Source organism: Enterobacter cloacae complex sp. SHL020, from assembly GCF_049236945.1.
GTDB classification, from domain to species: domain Bacteria; phylum Pseudomonadota; class Gammaproteobacteria; order Enterobacterales; family Enterobacteriaceae; genus Enterobacter; species Enterobacter dykesii.
Genome location: NZ_JBMKJF010000003.1, coordinates 83,510 through 97,606, shown reverse-complemented (window position 1 = coordinate 97,606; position 14,097 = coordinate 83,510). Strand labels below are relative to the sequence as shown.

General features: G+C 55.0%; 11 protein-coding genes. 6 read left to right on the top strand and 5 right to left on the bottom strand.

Annotated features, from left to right (window positions below):
• Positions 1–30: 30 nt before the first annotated feature.
• Positions 31–924, bottom strand: a complete 894-nt coding sequence (gene nadC / locus ACOTZB_RS09355) for a carboxylating nicotinate-nucleotide diphosphorylase (RefSeq protein ID WP_115876431.1) — start codon at positions 922–924, stop codon at positions 31–33.
• Between the two features lie 87 nt (positions 925–1,011).
• Between nadC and ampD the strand changes: the two genes are divergently transcribed.
• Both ampD and ampE read left to right on the top strand, forming a co-directional pair.
• Positions 1,012–1,563 (top strand): 1,6-anhydro-N-acetylmuramyl-L-alanine amidase AmpD, encoded by a 552-nt coding sequence (ampD, locus tag ACOTZB_RS09350; RefSeq protein ID WP_421626975.1) that lies wholly within the window; start codon positions 1,012–1,014, stop codon positions 1,561–1,563.
• A 9-nt stretch (positions 1,564–1,572) separates the two neighbouring features.
• Positions 1,573–2,427: a beta-lactamase regulator AmpE gene (gene ampE / locus ACOTZB_RS09345; RefSeq protein WP_421626974.1), complete on the top strand. Its 855-nt coding sequence runs from the start codon at positions 1,573–1,575 to the stop codon at positions 2,425–2,427.
• Between the two features lie 18 nt (positions 2,428–2,445).
• Here the strand turns inward: ampE and ACOTZB_RS09340 are convergent, their stop codons facing one another.
• The 4 genes from ACOTZB_RS09340 to ACOTZB_RS09325 all read right to left on the bottom strand — a co-directional run bounded on the left by ACOTZB_RS09340 (position 2,446) and on the right by ACOTZB_RS09325 (position 6,613).
• Entirely contained in the window at positions 2,446–3,396 is a 951-nt protein-coding gene (locus tag ACOTZB_RS09340; protein WP_421626973.1) for a family 43 glycosylhydrolase, read from the bottom strand.
• A gap of 10 nt (positions 3,397–3,406) precedes the next feature.
• A complete protein-coding gene (locus tag ACOTZB_RS09335) occupies positions 3,407–4,804 on the bottom strand; it encodes a glycoside-pentoside-hexuronide (GPH):cation symporter (RefSeq protein WP_421626972.1) in 1,398 nt (465 codons plus the stop codon).
• A gap of 164 nt (positions 4,805–4,968) precedes the next feature.
• On the bottom strand, positions 4,969–6,339 hold the full coding sequence (aroP, locus tag ACOTZB_RS09330) for an aromatic amino acid transporter AroP (protein ID WP_421626971.1): 1,371 nt from the start codon (positions 6,337–6,339) through the stop codon (positions 4,969–4,971).
• A 46-nt stretch (positions 6,340–6,385) separates the two neighbouring features.
• Positions 6,386–6,613: a hypothetical protein gene (locus ACOTZB_RS09325; RefSeq protein WP_126328840.1), complete on the bottom strand. Its 228-nt coding sequence runs from the start codon at positions 6,611–6,613 to the stop codon at positions 6,386–6,388.
• Between the two features lie 263 nt (positions 6,614–6,876).
• Between ACOTZB_RS09325 and pdhR the strand changes: the two genes are divergently transcribed.
• From pdhR to lpdA, 4 genes are all read left to right on the top strand, one after another.
• On the top strand, positions 6,877–7,641 hold the full coding sequence (gene pdhR, locus ACOTZB_RS09320) for a pyruvate dehydrogenase complex transcriptional repressor PdhR (RefSeq protein WP_008501960.1): 765 nt from the start codon (positions 6,877–6,879) through the stop codon (positions 7,639–7,641).
• 244 nt (positions 7,642–7,885) lie between these two features.
• On the top strand, positions 7,886–10,549 hold the full coding sequence (gene aceE / locus ACOTZB_RS09315; RefSeq protein ID WP_257258722.1) for a pyruvate dehydrogenase (acetyl-transferring), homodimeric type: 2,664 nt from the start codon (positions 7,886–7,888) through the stop codon (positions 10,547–10,549).
• A 14-nt stretch (positions 10,550–10,563) separates the two neighbouring features.
• Positions 10,564–12,465 carry a pyruvate dehydrogenase complex dihydrolipoyllysine-residue acetyltransferase gene (gene aceF, locus ACOTZB_RS09310; protein WP_421626970.1) on the top strand — a complete coding sequence of 634 codons (1,902 nt, stop codon included), beginning with the start codon at positions 10,564–10,566 and terminating at the stop codon, positions 12,463–12,465.
• Positions 12,466–12,640: 175 nt separating this feature from the next.
• Positions 12,641–14,065, top strand: a complete 1,425-nt coding sequence (lpdA, locus tag ACOTZB_RS09305) for a dihydrolipoyl dehydrogenase (protein ID WP_003856313.1) — start codon at positions 12,641–12,643, stop codon at positions 14,063–14,065.
• Positions 14,066–14,097: the final 32 nt, after the last annotated feature.

Genomic DNA, 14,097 nt, shown 5'->3' with positions numbered 1-14,097 from the left:
CCTCTCAGGGCGGAGAGGGGAGAGGAATGACTATTTAAAACGCATCGAGAGGTCGAGAGCGCGAACGTGCTTGGTCAGTGCGCCGACGGAGATGTAATCCACGCCGGTTTCGGCAAATTCACGGATTGTTTCGAAGGTGACGTTTCCGGACACTTCGAGCTGGGCCCGGCCGTTGGTCAGTTTCACCGCCTCACGCATCTGCTCGGTTTCGAAGTTATCGAGCATGATGATATCGGCCCCGGCCTTAATCGCCTGCTCCAGCTCGTCCAGGTTTTCCACTTCCACTTCAACCGGCACATCAGGGTGCAGCCAGAAGGCCTTCTCCACCGCCTGACGCACGGAGCCCGAGGCAATAATGTGGTTCTCTTTAATCAGGAAAGCGTCGGACAGGCCCAGACGATGGTTTGCGCCGCCGCCGCAGAGCACCGCGTACTTCAGCGCGGTGCGCAGGCCCGGCAGTGTTTTGCGGGTATCCAGCAGCTGGGTTCGGGTACCGGCCAGCAGGTCAACGTAGCGACGCACTTCGCTGGCGACGCCGGAGAGCGTTTGTACAAAATTGAGCGCGGTACGTTCGCCGGTCAGCAAGACGCGGGAAGGACCGTCCAGCTCGAACAGCGGCTGGTTTGCCGTAATTGCATCGCCGTCTTCAACGTGCCAGATAATCTGCACATCATCACCCGCCAGCTGGGTAAATACCTCTTCGACCCAACGCTTGCCGCAAAACACGCCCTCTTCACGGGTGATAATGACCGCGTGCGAGCGTGTCTCTTTTGGCAATAATTGTGCGGTAATATCCTTTTCAGCGTTAACGTCACCGCCCAGATCTTCTTTCAAAGCATGGGAGACGCTTGCCGGAATATCCATATTAATACGTTCCAGAAGCGCTTCACGTCGGTGGTCCGGGTTGTAGCGGCGAGGCGGCATGATAAAACTCCAAATTGGTAACGAATCATAATATTGAAACATGCTACTCTGAACCGAGTCATTGCACCATACAGAAGGAGTTCCAGCATGTTGTTAGAAAACGGATGGCTGGTGGATGCGCGGCGTGTGCCCTCGCCGCACCACGATTGCCGCCCGGAGGATGAAAAGCCCACACTGCTGGTGGTTCATAATATTAGTCTCCTGCCGGGTGAATTTGGCGGCCCGTGGATCGATGCGTTATTCACGGGAACTATTGATCCCGATGCTCATCCCTTCTTTGCTGAAATTGCACATCTGCGCGTATCGGCTCACTGCCTGATTCGTCGCGATGGTGAAGTGGTTCAGTATGTTCCCTTTGATAAGCGCGCCTGGCATGCCGGCGTGTCGATGTATCACGGGCGCGAACGGTGCAACGATTTTTCTATCGGGATCGAAATGGAAGGCACGGATACTACGCCCTACACCGATTCACAGTATCAACGGCTAGCGGCAGTGACCCGCACGCTTATCGGACTCTACCCGGCTATCGCCGACAATATCACGGGACACAGTGATATTGCCCCGGAGAGAAAAACCGATCCCGGCCCGGCCTTTGACTGGCCCCGGTTTCGCGCCATGCTCACCGCGTCGTCAGAATAAGGAGATACCATGACGTTGTTTACCATGCTGCTGGTTATCATCGCTGAACGCCTGTTCAAGCTCGGCGAGCACTGGCATCTGGATCACCGGCTGGAGGTGTTATTCCGCCGTATCAAACATTTTTCCATGCTGCGCACGCTGCTGATGATGGCAGGGGTGATGGTCATTACGTTCCTGCTCCTGCGCTCGCTGTACGGACTCTTTTTCAACGTGCCGCTGCTGGTGGTGTGGATCCTGCTTGGAGTGCTGTGCATTGGCGCAGGCAAGGTGCGTTTGCACTATCACGCCTACCTGAAAGCCGCCTCCCGTGACGATGCCCATGCGCGCGGTGCCATGGCGAGCGAGCTGACGATGATCCACGGCGTGCCGCCTGACTGCGACGAGCGCGAATTCCTGCGCGAGCTGCAAAACGCGCTGCTGTGGATTAACTTCCGTTACTATCTTGCGCCGCTGTTCTGGTTTGTAGTGGGGGGGCCGTGGGGACCGGTACTGCTGATGGGGTATGCGTTCCTGCGCGCCTGGCAGACCTGGCTTGCACGTTATCTGACGCCGCATGAACGTTTGCTGTCCGGCATCGATGCCATCCTGCACGTTCTCGACTGGCTCCCCGTGCGTCTGGTGGGCGTAGTGTACGCGTTAATTGGACACGGTGAAAAAGCGCTTCCCGCGTGGTTTGCCTCGCTTACCGACCGCCATACGTCTCAGTACCAGGTGTTAACGCGTCTGGCGCAGTTCTCGCTGGCGCGCGAGCCGCATACAGACAAGATTGAAACGCCGAAGGCCGCTGTCTCCATGGCGAAGAAAACGTCGTTTGTGGTGGTGGTGATCGTGGCGCTGCTGACGATTTACGGCACGCTGGTGTAGGCCAGCGCGCCGCAAAGGCTAAAGCGTATCTGCGGGCGGGATGCCGAAATCAGGCATCCCGTTTTCATTCCAGCGGACAAGCTTCAGTCGGGTATGGCGATTCGGATCGTACAGCGGGTCGCCCTCAATTTCGGTGTAATTCCGCGCGTGATACACCAGCACATCTTCCCCTTCCGGCGTTTGCGTAAAGCTGTTGTGGCCCGGGCCGAACTGGCGGTTCTCATAGCTGGTAACGAACACTGGACGCGGGGATTTGTGCCAGTTTGCCGGGTTTTGCGGATCGGCATTCAGCTCTATCCACAGTAACCCCATGCAGTAGTTCTCGTCGGTGGCGCTGGCGGAATAGCTGATAAACAGCCGATCGCCGTGAACAAGTACCGCCGGGCCCTCGTTGACCCAAAACCCGCGACGCTCCCAGTCATACTCCGGCTTGCTGAGCATCACCGGCTCGCCTTTCAGCGTCCACGGGTTCTCCATTTCACACAGATAAAGATTGGAGTTGCCGGTGATATCCGGCGCTTTTTGCGCCCACAGATACCAGTGTTTCCCCTGATGAACAAAGGTGGTAGCGTCCAGAGCGAAGGTATCGAAAGGCGTTTTGATTTGCCCTTTATCCACCCACGCCCCGGTGAGCGGATCGCCGTCGGCACATTCAATGGCGAACATGCGGTGCTGGAACATTCCGAGCCCGTCGAGCGCCTGGGTGTGCGTCGCAGCAAAATAGATGTACCACTTCCCGTCGATGTGGTGCAGTTCCGGCGCCCAGATTAGCTGGCTCATCGGCCCGGTCTCGGGTTTGCGCCAGACCACTACTTCTTCGGCATGACGTAAGTCTTCCAGCGACGCTGCGCGGCGGATCGCCAGCCTGTCGTACTCCGGCACGGAGGCGATAAAATAATACTGCCCCTCGTGGCGTAAAATGTACGGATCTGCGCGTTGTTCAATAAACGGGTTTGGCCAGGTTTGCATTTGGCTTTCCTTATTTTGTCTCAGCGACTTTGAGTTCCTGATAATCATTCAGCTCGCGGTAGTTATTGCGACGCTTTTCCAGATCGGACTGGATCTGCTTCATGGTTTCGCGGTCCACTTTCAGCAGGCGCACCACGCCCGCAGTAACTAAGTATCCAATGCCGGGAATGACGGTAAAGAGCAGCACGATCCCATTGATGGCGTCCGCGCTCTGCGCTTTTGCGCCCGCGTCATAACCGTACCAGGAGAGCAGGAAGCCGACCATCGCCCCGGCAATCGCCAGCCCCAGCTTCAGGAAGAAGATGTTGCCGGAGAAGCTGATCCCCGTGATGCGCTTACCGGTCTTCCACTCGCCGTAGTCGTCCACGTCGGCCATCAGCGACCAGTGTAGCGGAGACGGGATCTGGTGCAGGATGTTCAGCAGGACGTAGAGCACCACGATGGTGACGGTGGCTTTCGGGTCGAAGAAATAAAAGGCGGTTGAGAAAATCGCCAGAACGATATTGGTCCAGAAGAAGACCTTCAGCTTGCACCAGCGGTCGGTCAGCACTTTTGCCAGCATGCTGCCGAGCATCATGCCGACCACGCCCAGGCTGATAAACAGCGTGGCGAAGTGGGTGCTCTGGCCCATCACCCAGGTGACGTAATACATGGTGGCCGCCATGCGGATAAAGCCCGGGCAGACGTTGCAGAGCGTCAGGAGCAGAATGCGTACCCACTGGTCGTTCTTCCACACGTCTTTCAGATCGTTTTTCAGCTCGTCGTTGCTCTGTACCGCCGGACGCACGCGCTCGCGCACGGTGGCGAAGCAGAACAGGAACATGCAGGTCCCAATCAGCGCCAGGACGGTCATCGCCATCTGGTAGCCTTTGGCTTTGTTATCCCCGCCAAACCAGTCAGCCATCGGCAGCAGCGTTAATGAGAGCAGCAGCGTGGCGATACCGACCAGCACGAAGCGATAAGACTGGCAGGCCACGCGTTCTTTTGGATCGTTGGTGATCACCCCGCCCAGCGAGCAGTAGGGAATGTTGATGGCCGTATAGGTCAAAGAGAGCAGGAAGTAGGTGACAAACGCATAGATAACTTTGCTGTTATAGCTCCACTCCGGCGTGGTGAACATCAGAATGCTGAACAGCGCGTAGGGGAAAGCGATCCACAGCAGCCATGGACGAAACCGACCATATTTACTGCGGGTTCGGTCAGCAATCGCGCCCATGATCGGGTCCGTTACGGCATCAATCACGCGCACGGAAAGCAGCAGCACGCCGACCAGTGCAGGGGCAAGGCCAAAAATATCCGTATAAAAATAGTTAACAAACAGCATGATGGCGCCGAAGATGATGTTGCATCCCGCGTCGCCCATCCCATAGCCGATCTTTTCTTTTACTGACAGTGTGTTGTTATCCATCGACAGCTCTCCGGTTTACGGTATGGAGAGAATTATTCGCTGGCAAAGGAATATATGCGTTGCAGTATCAGGGCGGTGATATGGATAAAAGCGCTGTGGGCGTGAAAGTGTGAGGGAGGTAACAACGCGCGGCACCCGCAAAAGCAGGCGCCGCGGAGAGGGGCTTAGTGTGCCTTCATGGCTTTACGGCTTTTCTGACTGAAGAGATAGCCCACGCCAAGGATCGCAATCCAGACCGGGATCAGGTAGACGGAAATCGCCATTCCCGGCGTGATCAGCATGATCACCAGCACGGCCGCCATGAACACCAGGCACACCCAGTTGCCCAGCGGATAGAGCAGGGCAGGGAAGCGCGTGGTGACGCCCTGCTGCTGTTTTGCGCGGCGGAACTTCATGTGCGCCAGGCTGATCATCGCCCAGTTGATGACCAGGGCAGAGACCACCAGTGCCATCAGCAGGCCAAATGCCGATTCCGGTGCCATGTAGTTAATGAGTACGCACAGCGCGGTCACGACCGCCGAAACCAGAATTGTGTTTACCGGCACGCCGCGTTTATCGACGTTGAGCAGCGCTTTTGGCGCGTTCCCCTGCTGGGCCAGGCCGAACAGCATGCGGCTGTTGCAGTATACGCAGCTGTTGTAAACGGAGAGCGCGGCGGTCAGCACCACGATGTTCAGGGCGTTCGCGACAAAGGTGTCGCCCAGCTCGTGGAAGATCAGCACAAACGGGCTGGTGTCGGCGGTCACGCGCGTCCACGGCAGCAGGGAGAGCAGCACGGCCAGCGAGCCCACATAGAAGATCAGAATGCGATAGATAACCTGGTTAGTGGCTTTTGGAATGCTCTGCTCCGGGTTGTCGGCTTCAGCGGCGGTGATGCCCACCAGCTCGAGGCCGCCGAAGGAGAACATGATAATGGCCATCATCATTACCAGGCCGGTCATGCCGTGAGGCAGGAATCCGCCCTGTTCCCAGAGGTTGCGCACGGTGGCCTGCGGGCCGCCGTTGCCGCTGAACAGCAGCCAGCCGCCAAAGATAATCATCGCCACTACGGCAATCACCTTAATAATGGCAAACCAGAACTCCATTTCCCCGAATACTTTTACGTTGGTCAGGTTAATGGCGTTAATAATGACGAAGAAAGCCGCTGCGGAGGCCCAGGTTGGGATCTCGGGATACCAGAACTGAATGTATTTCCCGACGGCGGTAAGCTCGGCCATGGCAACCAGAACGTACAGCACCCAGTAGTTCCAGCCCGAGGCGAAACCGGCAAAGCTGCCCCAGTATTTATAGGCAAAGTGGCTGAAGGAGCCTGCGACCGGCTCTTCAACCACCATTTCACCCAGCTGGCGCATGATGAGAAAAGCTATGAAACCCGCAATCGCGTAACCCAAAATAATGCCGGGACCGGCTGACTGGATAACGGATGCGCTGCCCAGAAACAGGCCGGTACCAATCGCACCGCCCAGTGCGATGAGCTGTATATGGCGGTTTTTAAGCCCGCGCTTTAGCTGATCGCCGTGCTGTTGAGCTTCCATTTGAAACCTCGTGTGTGGTTGTTATGTTCACGCTGTGCGTGTGTAATTATGAAAATCCATATTCTGTATTTATTTCTTTACGGTTAACGAGACCGAAAAAAGCGGGAATGACTTCCGTAAGCGCAAGAATAGTGGTAAGTGCCTGCGAATGCACCTGCTTTATGAAGGGGTGATGACGACTTGAATAAAAAGAAAGCATTTGTAAATCGGCCCGCTCATTCTTCCTCACCCAACCTATAGAATAGAAATGCGCCGTAAGTGGGCGAATTTTCATTATTTGCCTTGTTGAATCGCTTCAGATTGCAAAAACCCTCGTTTCATTATGGTTAAAACTCCCTCTTTGTGAGTAATCAACTCATTTGTGCAAAGTTACATTTCTGAAACGTTATTTCTGTAAGGTTGTTAAAATGTGCAGGGTTTACTGATTTCAATCAAAACCAATATGGACAGAAGGTGAATACTTTGTTACTTTAGCGATACGAAATAGAAATTGGTAAGACCAATTGACTCCGGGCAAAAAGGCGTAAGACAGGGAATATGGCCTACAGCAAAATTCGCCAACCAAAACTATCTGATGTGATTGAGCAGCAGCTGGAGTTTTTAATCCTCGAAGGGACTCTGCGCCCGGGTGAGAAACTTCCGCCAGAACGCGAGCTGGCAAAACAGTTCGACGTTTCACGTCCCTCTCTGCGTGAGGCGATTCAACGTCTCGAAGCAAAGGGCTTGCTGCTTCGTCGCCAGGGCGGCGGAACCTTTGTGCAAAACAGCCTGTGGCAGAGCTTCAGCGATCCGCTGGTAGAACTTCTCTCTGACCACCCAGAATCCCAGTTTGACCTGCTTGAGACCCGTCACGCGCTTGAAGGTATTGCGGCCTATTACGCCGCCCTTCGCAGCACTGATGAAGATCGCGTGCGTATCCGCGAACTGCATCAGGCCATTGAACGGGCACAGCAGTCCGGCGATTTAGACGCCGAGTCCAGCGCCGTCGTCCAGTATCAAATCGCCGTCACCGAAGCGGCCCACAACGTGGTGCTCCTCCATCTGCTACGCTGCATGGAGCCGATGCTGGCCCAGAACGTTCGTCAGAATTTTGAATTGTTGTATGCCCGTCGGGACATGCTCCCACTGGTAAGCAACCATCGCACCCGAGTATTCGAGGCGATAATGGCCGGGGAACCGGAGCAGGCGCGCGAAGCGTCGCACCGCCATCTGGCTTTCATTGAGGAAATCTTGCTGGACCGCAGCCGTGAACAATCGCGTCGCGAACGTTCATTACGCCGCATACAGCAACGAAAGGATTAAGCGCCAGGTACTTTTAGAGCGCGGCAACTAAACGCAGAACCTGTCTTATTGTGCTTTTGGTTGTTCAAATAGTTCGGGTTATATCGCGGCGGCAAGCGCGCGAATCCCCGGGAGCATAGCGAACTATGTGACCGGGGTGAGAAAGCGCAGCCAACAAAGAGATAACCCGAAATATTAAGAACAAAGAGCACAATGGGACAGGTTCCAGACAAATCAACGTATTAGATAGATAAGGAATACCCCCATGTCAGAACGTCTCCAAAATGACGTGGATCCGATCGAAACTCGCGACTGGCTACAGGCGATCGAATCGGTCATCCGTGAAGAAGGTGTTGAGCGCGCTCAGTATCTGATTGATCAGCTGCTTTCTGAAGCCCGCAAAGGCGGTGTGAAGGTTGCTTCAGGTGCAGGGGCTAGCAACTACGTAAACACGATTGCCGTCGAAGACGAACCGGAATACCCGGGCAATCTGGATCTGGAACGTCGTATCCGTTCTGCAATCCGCTGGAACGCCATCATGACCGTTCTGCGCGCATCCAAGAAAGACCTGGAACTGGGTGGTCACATGGCGTCCTTCCAGTCTTCTGCGACCGTTTACGAAGTGTGCTTCAACCACTTCTTCCGTGCAGCGAACGAGAAAGACGGCGGCGATCTGGTGTACTTCCAGGGCCACATCTCTCCGGGTATCTATGCACGTGCATTCCTGGAAGGTCGTCTGACTGAAGAGCAGATGAACAACTTCCGTCAGGAAGTTCACGGTAAAGGTCTGTCTTCTTACCCGCACCCTAAACTGATGCCTGAATTCTGGCAGTTCCCGACCGTATCTATGGGTCTGGGCCCAATCGGTGCGATCTACCAGGCTAAATTCCTGAAATACCTGGAACACCGTGGTCTGAAAGACACCTCTGAGCAGACCGTTTACGCCTTCCTGGGCGACGGCGAAATGGATGAGCCAGAATCCAAAGGTGCGATCACCATCGCAACCCGTGAGAAGCTGGACAACCTGTGCTTCATCATCAACTGTAACCTGCAGCGTCTGGATGGTCCGGTAACCGGTAACGGCAAGATCATCAACGAACTGGAAGGCATCTTCGCAGGTGCTGGCTGGAACGTGATCAAGGTCATGTGGGGCGGTCGTTGGGATGAACTGCTGCGTAAAGATACCAGCGGTAAGCTGATCCAGCTGATGAACGAAACCGTTGACGGTGACTACCAGACCTTCAAATCCAAAGACGGTGCCTACGTTCGTGAGCACTTCTTCGGTAAATATCCTGAAACCGCAGCACTCGTTGCTGACTGGACTGATGAGCAGATCTGGGCCCTGAACCGTGGTGGTCACGATCCGAAGAAAGTCTACGCTGCACTGAAAAAAGCGCGTGAAACCAAAGGTAAAGCGACTGTAATCCTGGCCCATACCATCAAAGGTTACGGCATGGGTGATACCGCAGAAGGTAAAAACATCGCTCACCAGGTTAAGAAAATGAACATGGACGGCGTGCGTTATATCCGCGACCGTTTCAACGTTCCAGTGACCGATGAGCAGGTAGAAAACCTGTCTTACATCACCTTCCCGGAAGGCTCTGAAGAGCACAAGTACCTGCACGAACGTCGTCAGGCGCTGAAAGGCTACCTGCCAGCTCGTCAGCCAAACTTCACCGAGAAGCTGGAACTGCCAGCGCTGGAAGACTTCTCTCAGCTGCTGGAAGAGCAGAACAAAGAGATCTCCACCACTATCGCTTTCGTTCGTGCCCTGAACGTGATGCTGAAGAACAAGTCGATCAAAGATCGTCTGGTTCCAATCATCGCCGACGAAGCGCGTACTTTCGGTATGGAAGGTCTGTTCCGTCAGATCGGTATCTACAGCCCGAACGGCCAGCAGTACACCCCGCAGGACCGTGAGCAGGTTGCATACTACAAAGAAGACGAGAAAGGTCAGATTCTGCAGGAAGGTATCAACGAGCTGGGCGCAGGCGCATCCTGGCTGGCTGCTGCGACCTCTTACAGCACCAACAACCTGCCGATGATCCCGTTCTACATCTACTACTCCATGTTCGGGTTCCAGCGTATCGGTGACCTGTGCTGGCAGGCAGGCGACCAGCAGGCTCGCGGCTTCCTGGTAGGCGGTACCTCCGGTCGTACGACTCTGAACGGTGAAGGTCTGCAGCACGAAGATGGCCACAGCCACATTCAGTCTCTGACTATCCCTAACTGTATCTCTTACGACCCGTCTTACGCGTACGAAGTGGCAGTCATCATGCATGACGGTCTGCAGCGCATGTACGGTGAAGCGCAAGAGAACATTTACTACTACATCACCACCCTGAACGAAAACTACCACATGCCGGCAATGCCAGCAGGTGCCGAGGAAGGTATCCGTAAAGGTATCTACAAACTCGAAACCCTCGAAGGTAGCAAAGGTAAAGTTCAGCTGCTGGGCTCCGGCTCTATCCTGCGTCACGTACGTGAAGCAGCGCAGATCCTGGCGAAAGACTACGGTGTGGGTTCCGACGTGTACTCTGTGACTTCCTTCACTGAACTGGCGCGTGATGGCCAGGATTGTGAGCGTTGGAACATGCTGCACCCAATGGAAACTCCACGCGTTCCGTACATCGCTCAGGTGATGAACGACGCGCCAGCGGTGGCGTCTACTGACTATATGAAACTGTTCGCTGAGCAGGTTCGTACTTACGTTCCAGCTGATGATTATCGCGTTCTGGGTACTGACGGCTTCGGTCGTTCTGACAGCCGCGAAAACCTGCGTCACCACTTCGAAGTTGATGCTTCTTACGTGGTTGTAGCAGCACTGGGCGAACTGGCTAAACGTGGCGAAATCGATAAGAAAGTGGTTGCGGACGCAATCACCAAATTCAACATCGATGCAGAAAAAGTTAACCCGCGTCTGGCGTAAGAGGTAAAAGAATAATGGCTATCGAAATCAATGTACCGGACATCGGGGCTGATGAAGTTGAAATCACCGAGATCCTGGTCAAAGTAGGCGACAAAGTTGAAGCTGAACAGTCGCTGATCACCGTAGAAGGCGATAAAGCCTCTATGGAAGTCCCGTCTCCTCAGGCTGGCATCGTTAAAGAGATCAAAGTCTCTGTTGGCGATAAAACCGAGACCGGCAAACTGATCATGATTTTCGATTCCGCCGACGGTGCAGCAGCAGCTGCACCTGCGCAGGAAGAGAAGAAAGCCGCTCCGGCCGCCGCTGCTCCAGCAGCTGCCGCGAGCGCGAAAGAAGTGAACGTGCCTGACATCGGCGGTGACGAAGTTGAAGTCACTGAAATCCTGGTGAAAGTGGGCGACACCGTTGCGGCTGAGCAGTCACTGATCACCGTAGAAGGCGATAAAGCCTCTATGGAAGTGCCGGCTCCGTTCGCGGGTACCGTTAAAGAGATCAAGATCAACACCGGCGACAAAGTGTCTACCGGGTCGCTTATCATGATCTTCGAAGTGGCGGGTGCTGCACCTGCACCTGCTGCTGCGCCTGCGCAGGCCGCTGCTCCGGCTCCGGCTGCTGCACCAGCAGCTGCTGGCGGCGCGAAAGACGTGAACGTACCGGACATCGGCGGTGACGAAGTTGAAGTGACCGAAGTGATGGTGAAAGTGGGCGACAAAGTTGCCGCTGAACAATCACTGATCACCGTTGAAGGCGACAAAGCTTCTATGGAAGTGCCAGCGCCGTTCGCGGGTACCGTTAAAGAGATCAAGATCAGCACCGGCGACAAAGTGTCTACCGGCTCTCTGATCATGGTCTTCGAAGTGGAAGGCGCTGCGCCTGCCGCAGCTCCGGCTGCCGCGGCTGCTCCAGCCCCTGCTGCTGCACCGGCTCAGGCTGCTAAACCAGCCGCTGCCCCTGCTGCTAAAGCAGAAAAATCTGAGTTCGCTGAAAACGACGCTTATGTCCACGCTACCCCGCTGATTCGTCGCCTGGCGCGCGAATTCGGTGTTAACCTGGCGAAAGTGAAAGGGACCGGCCGTAAGGGTCGTATCCTGCGCGAAGACGTTCAGACCTACGTGAAAGACGCGGTGAAACGCGCCGAAGCTGCACCAGCTGCAGCCGCTGGCGGCGGTATCCCGGGCATGCTGCCATGGCCGAAAGTGGACTTCAGCAAGTTCGGCGAAATCGAAGAAGTGGAGCTGGGCCGCATCCAGAAAATCTCTGGTGCTAACCTGAGCCGTAACTGGGTGATGATCCCGCACGTTACGCACTTCGACAAAACCGATATCACCGATCTGGAAGCCTTCCGTAAACAGCAGAACGCTGAAGCTGAGAAGCGCAAACTGGACGTGAAATTCACCCCAGTGGTCTTCATCATGAAAGCCGTTGCCGCTGCCCTTGAGCAGATGCCACGCTTCAACAGCTCCCTGTCCGAAGACGGCCAGAAGCTGACGCTGAAGAAATACATCAACATCGGTGTTGCGGTTGATACGCCAAATGGTCTGGTTGTTCCGGTCTTCAAAGACGTGAACAAGAAGAGCATCACTGAGCTGTCCCGTGAACTGACCGTGATCTCCAAGAAAGCGCGTGATGGTAAGCTGACTGCCGGCGAAATGCAGGGCGGCTGCTTCACTATCTCCAGCATCGGCGGCCTGGGTACCACCCACTTCGCACCGATTGTTAACGCGCCGGAAGTGGCTATCCTCGGTGTGTCCAAGTCCGCGATGGAGCCGGTGTGGAACGGCAAAGAGTTCGTGCCGCGTCTGATGATGCCAATCTCTCTGTCCTTCGACCACCGCGTGATCGACGGTGCTGATGGTGCGCGCTTCATCACCATCATCAACAACATGCTGAGCGACATTCGCCGCCTGGTGATGTAATCGAAAAGCCGGCCAGTCGGCCGGCTTTTTTCTGATAATCTCATGGTGTTTGTGAGGTTATTGGCGAAAGCGACAATTCGTGAGCCGTTTGTTGTTTCAAAATTGTTAACAATTTTGTAAACTGCGGGCGGATAGAACGACCCGGTGGACGACGGGTATAAATTAAGAGGTCATGATGAGCACAGAAATCAAAACTCAGGTCGTAGTACTTGGGGCAGGCCCGGCAGGTTACTCCGCAGCATTCCGTGCAGCGGATTTAGGTCTGGAAACCGTCATCGTAGAACGTTACAGCACCCTCGGCGGTGTTTGTCTGAACGTCGGCTGTATCCCTTCTAAAGCGCTGCTCCACGTAGCGAAAGTTATCGAAGAAGCCAAAGCGCTGGCTGAACACGGTATCGTCTTCGGCGAGCCGAAAACCGATATCGACAAAATTCGTACCTGGAAAGAGAAAGTTATCACTCAGCTGACCGGCGGTCTGGCGGGTATGGCCAAAGGCCGTAAAGTGAAAGTGGTAAACGGTCTGGGTAAATTCACCGGTGCGAACACCCTGGAAGTGGAAGGCGAAAACGGCAAAACCGTGATCAACTTCGACAACGCGATCATCGCGGCAGGCTCTCGCCCAATCGAACTGCCATTCATTCCGCATGAAGATCCACGCGTGTGGGATTCCACCGATGCGCTGGAGCTGAAAACCGTTCCTAAGCGTCTGCTGGTCATGGGCGGCGGTATCATCGGTCTGGAAATGGGTACCGTGTACCATGCGCTGGGTTCAGAGATCGACGTGGTTGAAATGTTCGACCAGGTTATCCCGGCTGCCGACAAAGACATCGTTAAAGTCTTCACCAAACGCATCAGCAAGAAATTCAACCTGATGCTGGAAACCAAAGTGACTGCCGTTGAAGCGAAAGAAGACGGTATTTACGTTTCCATGGAAGGCAAAAAAGCCCCATCCGAACCACAGCGTTACGACGCCGTGCTGGTGGCTATCGGTCGTGTGCCGAACGGTAAAAACCTCGACGCGGGCAAAGCTGGCGTGGAAGTGGACGACCGTGGCTTTATCCGCGTTGACAAACAGCTGCGCACTAACGTGCCGCACATCTTTGCTATCGGCGATATCGTCGGTCAGCCAATGCTGGCGCACAAAGGTGTTCACGAAGGTCACGTTGCCGCTGAAGTTATCGCCGGCATGAAGCACTACTTCGATCCGAAAGTCATTCCATCTATCGCGTACACCGAGCCAGAAGTGGCATGGGTGGGTCTGACTGAGAAAGAAGCGAAAGAGAAAGGCATCAGCTACGAAACCGCCACCTTCCCGTGGGCTGCTTCTGGCCGTGCTATCGCTTCCGACTGCGCTGACGGTATGACCAAACTGATCTTCGACAAAGAAACTCACCGCGTCATCGGTGGTGCGATTGTCGGTACCAACGGCGGCGAGCTGCTGGGTGAAATCGGTCTGGCTATCGAAATGGGCTGTGACGCTGAAGACATCGCGCTGACCATCCACGCTCACCCGACTCTGCACGAGTCCGTGGGCCTGGCGGCAGAAGTGTTTGAAGGCAGCATCACCGACCTGCCAAACGCGAAAGCGAAGAAGAAATAAGTTTCTTCAGATGAAAAAAAGCGGCCAATGGC

Coding starts and splice junctions, on each gene's coding strand:
- nadC (WP_115876431.1), bottom strand. CDS start 924: ATGCCGCCTCGCCGCTACAACCCGGACCACCGACGTGAAGCGCTTCTG.
- ampD (WP_421626975.1), top strand. CDS start 1,012: ATGTTGTTAGAAAACGGATGGCTGGTGGATGCGCGGCGTGTGCCCTCG.
- ampE (WP_421626974.1), top strand. CDS start 1,573: ATGACGTTGTTTACCATGCTGCTGGTTATCATCGCTGAACGCCTGTTC.
- ACOTZB_RS09340 (WP_421626973.1), bottom strand. CDS start 3,396: ATGCAAACCTGGCCAAACCCGTTTATTGAACAACGCGCAGATCCGTAC.
- ACOTZB_RS09335 (WP_421626972.1), bottom strand. CDS start 4,804: ATGGATAACAACACACTGTCAGTAAAAGAAAAGATCGGCTATGGGATG.
- aroP (WP_421626971.1), bottom strand. CDS start 6,339: ATGGAAGCTCAACAGCACGGCGATCAGCTAAAGCGCGGGCTTAAAAAC.
- ACOTZB_RS09325 (WP_126328840.1), bottom strand. CDS start 6,613: ATGAAAATTCGCCCACTTACGGCGCATTTCTATTCTATAGGTTGGGTG.
- pdhR (WP_008501960.1), top strand. CDS start 6,877: ATGGCCTACAGCAAAATTCGCCAACCAAAACTATCTGATGTGATTGAG.
- aceE (WP_257258722.1), top strand. CDS start 7,886: ATGTCAGAACGTCTCCAAAATGACGTGGATCCGATCGAAACTCGCGAC.
- aceF (WP_421626970.1), top strand. CDS start 10,564: ATGGCTATCGAAATCAATGTACCGGACATCGGGGCTGATGAAGTTGAA.
- lpdA (WP_003856313.1), top strand. CDS start 12,641: ATGAGCACAGAAATCAAAACTCAGGTCGTAGTACTTGGGGCAGGCCCG.